Below are 6,008 nucleotides of genomic sequence, written 5' to 3'. Positions count from 1 at the left end.
CGGTCTACCATCCAGAATTAATGTTGGCTGACGCGCCGCCTTCGCGAGCAAGCCCGCTCCCACAGTGGATTCGAGTGGAGGCTGAAATCGCAGGCATAAAAAAAGCACCCCGAAGGGTGCTTTTTGCGTTTCGCAGGAAGCTTAGCGCTTCAGCGAAGCCGGCAGGTGCGGCTGGATCGCCGTCAGTACTGCCTTGAAGCATTTGGTATTGCCGGCAACGATGTGGCCTTTTTCAAGGAAATCGTGACCGCCGGTGAAGTCGCTCACCAGGCCGCCAGCTTCTTGAATCAGCAGGGCGCCTGCAGCCATGTCCCACTCGGACAGACCCGATTCCCAGAACGCGTCGAAACGACCGGCAGCCACGTAGGCCAGGTCCAGGCTGGCGGAGCCGGCGCGGCGGATGCCGGCAGTCTGGCCAACCAGGGCGCGGAACATGCCCAGGTAGTTGTCGAGGTTGTCCATCTGGTCGTCACGGAACGGGAAGCCAGTGCCCAGCAGAGCGCCGTCGAGGCTGGTGCGACCGCTGACGCGCAGACGACGACCGTTCAGTTGAGCGCCGCGACCACGGCTGGCGGTGAATTCTTCCTGGCGAACCGGGTCCAGAACCACAGCGTGTTCCAGGCGACCACGGTATTTGCAGGCAATGCTGACGGCAAAGTGAGGAATGCCACGCAGGAAGTTGGTGGTGCCGTCCAGTGGATCGATGATCCACAGGTACTCTTCGCCTTCGATGCCGTTACCGACGTGCATGCCGGTCTCTTCACCCTGGATCGAGTGATTCGGGTAAGCCTTGCGCAGAGCATCGATGATTTTCTGTTCGGCGGCGCGATCGACCTCGGATACATAATCCTTGGCGTCTTTTTCGTCGACCTTGATGGTATCCAGGCGCTCGATGGAGCGGAAGATCAGTTCACTGGCGCTGCGGGCGGCGCGCAGCGCGATATTCAGCATGGGCTGCATGGATGTGTCACCTAAGGTTGTTAAAGAAAGCCGCGCATTCTATCAGAACTTTTCTTCAGGTGAAGGTCGCTGTTCGCTTTCATAGCTTAACGGTAGGCTGTTCTGTAAGATTTGCACCCCTTTCCTGTGTCCGAGAGCGCCTCCCTTGCTGCAGAACATTCGTGTCGTCCTGGTCAATACCAGCCACCCCGGCAACATCGGCGGGGCCGCGCGCGCCATGAAAAACATGGGTCTGTCGCGGCTGGTGCTGGTCGAACCGCGGTTGTTTCCGCACCACGAAGCCGATGCCCGCGCTTCTGGTGCCGGTGACATCCTTGAAAACGCCCAGGTCGTCGCCACCCTGGAAGACGCCCTGGTCGGCTGCAATCTGGTGCTCGGCACCAGCGCCCGTGACCGGCGCATTCCCTGGCCGCTGCTCGATCCCCGCGAATGCGGGAGCAAGGTGGTCGAGGAGGCGGGGCAGGGCGCGCAAATCGCTTTGGTATTCGGTCGTGAAGACTCCGGCCTGACCAACGAGGAGCTGCAGCGATGTCACTTTCACGTGCACATCCCCTCCGATCCTGAGTTCAGCTCGTTGAACCTCGGGGCGGCGGTGCAGGTGTTGAGCTACGAAGTGCGCATGGCCTGGCTGGCCGCTCAAGGGCAGCCGACCAAGATCGAGAAAGAAGAAGTGGCCTCGGTGAAAAGCGCCGAGCTCGCGACCATGGATGAGCTGGAGCGCTTTTACGAGCATCTGGAGCAGACGCTGGTTGCCATCGAATTCCTCGATCCGGAAAAGCCTCGGCACTTGATGGCGCGTCTGCGCCGATTGTACGGACGCAGCTCGGTCAGCCGGGCGGAAATGAATATTTTGCGTGGCATCCTCACGGAAACCCAGAAAGCGGCCCGTGGTGAGCTTCTTAAGCGGAAGGACTGAATGATGTTTGAGCGTTTGCGTGAAGATATCCAGAGCGTATTCCATCGAGACCCGGCGGCGCGTAACGCTTTTGAAGTCCTGACCTGCTACCCCGGTATGCACGCGATCTGGATTCATCGCTTGGCCGGGATGCTGTGGCGCAACGAGCTGAAATGGCTGGCGCGGCTGGTGTCGAACTTCGGTCGCTGGTTGACCGGGATCGAAATTCATCCGGGTGCCAAAGTTGGTCGGCGCTTTTTCATTGACCACGGCATGGGCATCGTTATTGGTGAAACCGCCGAGATCGGCGATGACGTGACTATTTATCAGGGCGTGACCCTCGGCGGCACCAGTTGGAACAAGGGCAAGCGCCACCCGACGCTGGGTGATGGAGTTGTCGTGGGTGCTGGTGCCAAAGTGCTCGGTCCATTCACGGTGGGGGCTGGCGCGAAAGTCGGCTCCAATGCAGTGGTCACCAAGGAAGTGCCGCCGGGCGCCACAGTGGTGGGGATTCCGGGGCGGATCATCGTCAAAACCGATGAAGAGCAGGACGCCAAGCGCAAGGCGATGGCCGAGAAGATCGGCTTCGATGCTTATGGTGTCAGCGAAGACATGCCCGATCCGGTGGCCCGTGCCATCGGTCAGTTGCTCGATCACCTGCAAGCGGTGGATGGACGGCTGGAAGGGATGTGCGGCGCGCTGAAGGATCTGGGCAGTAATTACTGTGCGAAAGATCTGCCTGAGCTGCGCGAAGAAGACTTTGCCTGCGTGAAGGGCAAGGATCAGAGCCGGGCCAGCTAAACCGGGGCGCCGCGTTTCGCGAGCAGGCTCGCTCCCGCTGGTGAATGCTTTCCAATGTGGGAGCGAGCCTGCTCGCGAAGAACGATCTCGCGGTTGCGCTGGCTGTACGCCGCCAGCCTTTGCTATGATGCGCGCGCTCTTTTGCGGGTAAACCTGACTAAAGCACTAGGTCTTATAGTTGACTTAAATGCTCGGGAATTGCATACTCCCGCCCATTCCGAACTCCGTGGTAATTGTCCATGCGACTGACTACAAAAGGCCGATACGCCGTGACCGCCATGCTTGACCTGGCGTTGCACGCGCAGCACGGGCCGGTGTCCCTGGCCGATATCTCCGAGCGCCAAGGCATCTCCCTGTCCTATCTCGAACAGCTTTTCGCCAAGCTGCGCCGCAGTAACCTGGTTTCCAGTGTTCGCGGTCCAGGCGGTGGCTACCAGCTGTCACGCGACATGCAGGGCATCCAGGTGGCTCAGGTGATCGATGCGGTCAACGAATCGGTCGATGCTACAAAGTGCCAAGGCCAGGGCGATTGCCACTCCGGCGACACCTGCCTGACTCATCACCTGTGGTGCGACCTGAGCCTGCAGATTCACGAATTTCTCAGCGGTATCAGCTTGGCCGACCTCGTAACTCGCCGTGAGGTGCAGGAAGTGGCCCAGCGTCAGGATCAGCGTCGTTGCAATGGCAAGGCGCCGCGCCTGGACAAGATTGAAGCGTCCGCCGTCGAATGACAGCCAAAGAGCTAGCGGCACGCCAGCCAGCCTGATTTAGGAGATAGTCCATGAAATTGCCGATTTACCTTGATTACTCTGCGACCACCCCGGTCGATCCGCGCGTTGCGCAAAAGATGAGTGAATGCCTGCTGGTCGACGGAAACTTCGGTAACCCGGCGTCCCGTTCCCACGTGTTCGGCTGGAAAGCTGAAGAGTCCGTCGAAAACGCCCGTCGTCAGGTGGCCGACCTGGTCAACGCTGACCCGCGTGAAATCGTCTGGACATCCGGTGCCACCGAATCCGACAACCTGGCGATCAAGGGTGCGGCGCATTTCTATGGCTCCAAAGGCAAGCACCTGATCACCAGCAAGATCGAACACAAGGCCGTTCTCGACACCATGCGCCAACTGGAGCGTGAAGGTTTCGAAGTGACCTACCTCGAGCCGACTGAAGACGGTCTGATCACCCCGGCGATGATCGAAGCGGCACTGCGCGAAGACACCATTCTGGTGTCGGTGATGCACGTGAACAACGAAATCGGCACCATCAACGACATCGCTGCCATCGGCGAACTGACCCGCTCCAAGGGCGTTCTGCTGCATGTTGACGCGGCTCAGTCCACCGGCAAGGTCGACATCGACCTGCAGAAGCTGAAAGTCGACATGATGTCGTTCTCCGCCCACAAAACCTACGGCCCTAAAGGCATCGGCGCGCTGTACGTCAGCCGCAAGCCGCGTGTGCGCATCGAAGCGACCATGCACGGTGGCGGTCACGAGCGCGGCATGCGTTCCGGCACGCTGGCGACCCACCAGATCGTCGGCATGGGCGAAGCGTTCCGTGTAGCCAAGGAAGACATGGCTGCCGAAAACGTGCGTATCAAAGCCCTGAGCGACCGCTTCTACAAGCAGGTCGAGCATCTGGAAGAGCTGTACGTCAACGGCAGCCTGACCGCCCGCGTTCCGCACAACCTGAACCTGAGCTTCAACTACGTTGAAGGCGAGTCGCTGATCATGGCGCTCAAGGATCTGGCGGTATCGTCCGGTTCGGCCTGCACCTCGGCGTCCCTGGAGCCTTCGTACGTGCTGCGTGCCCTCGGCCGCAACGACGAACTGGCACACAGCTCGATCCGTTTCACCTTCGGCCGTTTCACCACCGAAGAAGAAATCGACTACGCCGCGCAGAAAGTCTGCGAGGCCGTTACCAAGCTGCGCGCTCTGTCGCCGCTGTGGGACATGTACAAAGACGGTGTCGACATTTCGAAAATCGAGTGGGCGGCACACTGATTTCAAGTCGCCGCGAACCGGCCCTGCGACCCCAGGTTGCAGGGCTTAAAGAGCGACTCTCTGATGAGTGAGGATTAAGCACCATGGCTTACAGCGAAAAGGTCATCGACCACTACGAAAACCCGCGCAACGTCGGCAAGATGAACGCGGAAGACCCGGATGTCGGCACCGGTATGGTCGGCGCTCCGGCGTGCGGCGACGTGATGCGTCTGCAGATCAAGGTCAACGATCAAGGCGTTATCGAAGACGCCAAGTTCAAGACCTATGGCTGCGGTTCGGCAATCGCTTCCAGCTCCCTGGCCACCGAGTGGATGAAGGGCAAGACGCTGGACGAAGCCGAGACCATCAAGAACACTCAGCTGGCCGAAGAACTGGCTCTGCCGCCAGTGAAAATCCACTGCTCGGTACTCGCTGAAGACGCTATCAAAGCGGCTGTTCGCGACTACAAGCAGAAGAAAGGCTTGATCTAAGCATTGCGCGACGAGTAAGGAGTCAACGATGGCTATCAGCATGACAGAAGCGGCTGCTCGACACGTGCGACGCTCCCTCGACGGGCGCGGCAAAGGTGAAGGGATTCGTCTGGGTGTTCGCACCACGGGCTGTTCCGGCCTTGCCTACGTGCTGGAGTTTGTCGACGAGGTGGTTGCCGAGGATCAGGTGTTCGAAAGTCACGGCGAGAAAGTGATCATCGACCCGAAAAGCCTGGCTTACCTGGACGGCACCGAGCTCGATTTCGTCAAGGAAGGGTTGAACGAAGGCTTCAAGTTCAACAACCCCAACGTACGCGGTGAATGTGGCTGCGGCGAAAGCTTCAACATCTGAGGCTTGTCGTGGGTATTCCTTGTCATTTCGCTTTATTCGAGCTGCAACCGAGCTTTCGCCTGGATCTCGAGCAGTTGGCCACGCGCTACCGTGAGTTGGCGCGCGGTGTTCATCCTGACCGCTTTGCCGACGCTTCCGAGCGCGAGCAGCGCTCAGCGCTCGAGCAGTCTGCGCGGCTCAACGACGCGTACCAGACGCTCAAGAGTCCTGCCCAGCGTGCACGCTACCTGCTGACCATCAGCGGGCATGAAGTGCCGATGGAAGTCACGGTCCATGACCCCGAGTTTCTTTTGCAGCAGATGCAGTGGCGCGAAGAGCTCGAAGACCTCCAGGACAGCGCCGACCTCGACGGTGTCGCGGTATTCAAGCGGCGCCTGAAGGTGGCTCAGGAACAGTTGAACGAAAGCTTCGCAGCCTGTTGGGATGATGCAGCGCAACGCGAACAGGCCGAACGCCTGATGCGGCGCATGCAGTTCCTCGACAAGCTCACCTACGAAGTGCGCCAGTTAGAAGAGCGCCTCGACGATTAACCCA

General features: G+C 59.7%; 8 protein-coding genes. 7 read left to right on the top strand and 1 reads right to left on the bottom strand.

Going from position 1 to position 6,008, the window contains the following annotated elements:
* Positions 1–141: 141 nt before the first annotated feature.
* Entirely contained in the window at positions 142–960 is an 819-nt protein-coding gene (suhB, locus tag AC3WMV_RS07875; protein WP_003227916.1) for a type III secretion system regulator SuhB, read from the bottom strand.
* 145 nt (positions 961–1,105) lie between these two features.
* On the opposite strand from suhB, the gene trmJ reads away from it, so the two are divergent.
* From trmJ to hscB, 7 genes are all read left to right on the top strand, one after another.
* Positions 1,106–1,876: a tRNA (cytosine(32)/uridine(32)-2'-O)-methyltransferase TrmJ gene (trmJ, locus tag AC3WMV_RS07870; RefSeq protein ID WP_027612138.1), complete on the top strand. Its 771-nt coding sequence runs from the start codon at positions 1,106–1,108 to the stop codon at positions 1,874–1,876.
* A 3-nt stretch (positions 1,877–1,879) separates the two neighbouring features.
* Positions 1,880–2,656 (top strand): serine O-acetyltransferase, encoded by a 777-nt coding sequence (gene cysE / locus AC3WMV_RS07865; protein ID WP_103367436.1) that lies wholly within the window; start codon positions 1,880–1,882, stop codon positions 2,654–2,656.
* A 239-nt stretch (positions 2,657–2,895) separates the two neighbouring features.
* A complete protein-coding gene (gene iscR, locus AC3WMV_RS07860) occupies positions 2,896–3,387 on the top strand; it encodes a Fe-S cluster assembly transcriptional regulator IscR (protein WP_007956690.1) in 492 nt (163 codons plus the stop codon).
* Positions 3,388–3,437: 50 nt separating this feature from the next.
* A complete protein-coding gene (locus AC3WMV_RS07855) occupies positions 3,438–4,652 on the top strand; it encodes an IscS subfamily cysteine desulfurase (protein WP_007964423.1) in 1,215 nt (404 codons plus the stop codon).
* Positions 4,653–4,735: 83 nt separating this feature from the next.
* A complete protein-coding gene (gene iscU / locus AC3WMV_RS07850) occupies positions 4,736–5,122 on the top strand; it encodes a Fe-S cluster assembly scaffold IscU (RefSeq protein ID WP_003227907.1) in 387 nt (128 codons plus the stop codon).
* A 28-nt stretch (positions 5,123–5,150) separates the two neighbouring features.
* A complete protein-coding gene (iscA, locus tag AC3WMV_RS07845; RefSeq protein ID WP_003227904.1) occupies positions 5,151–5,474 on the top strand; it encodes an iron-sulfur cluster assembly protein IscA in 324 nt (107 codons plus the stop codon).
* Positions 5,475–5,482: 8 nt separating this feature from the next.
* On the top strand, positions 5,483–6,004 hold the full coding sequence (hscB, locus tag AC3WMV_RS07840) for a co-chaperone HscB (protein WP_003227901.1): 522 nt from the start codon (positions 5,483–5,485) through the stop codon (positions 6,002–6,004).
* The last annotated feature ends 4 nt before the right edge of the window (positions 6,005–6,008 follow it).

The organism is Pseudomonas sp. FW305-3-2-15-E-TSA4, from assembly GCF_058787295.1.
Note: the sequence above shows the minus strand (reverse complement) of the source record. Positions and strands in the feature narration are given on the sequence as shown.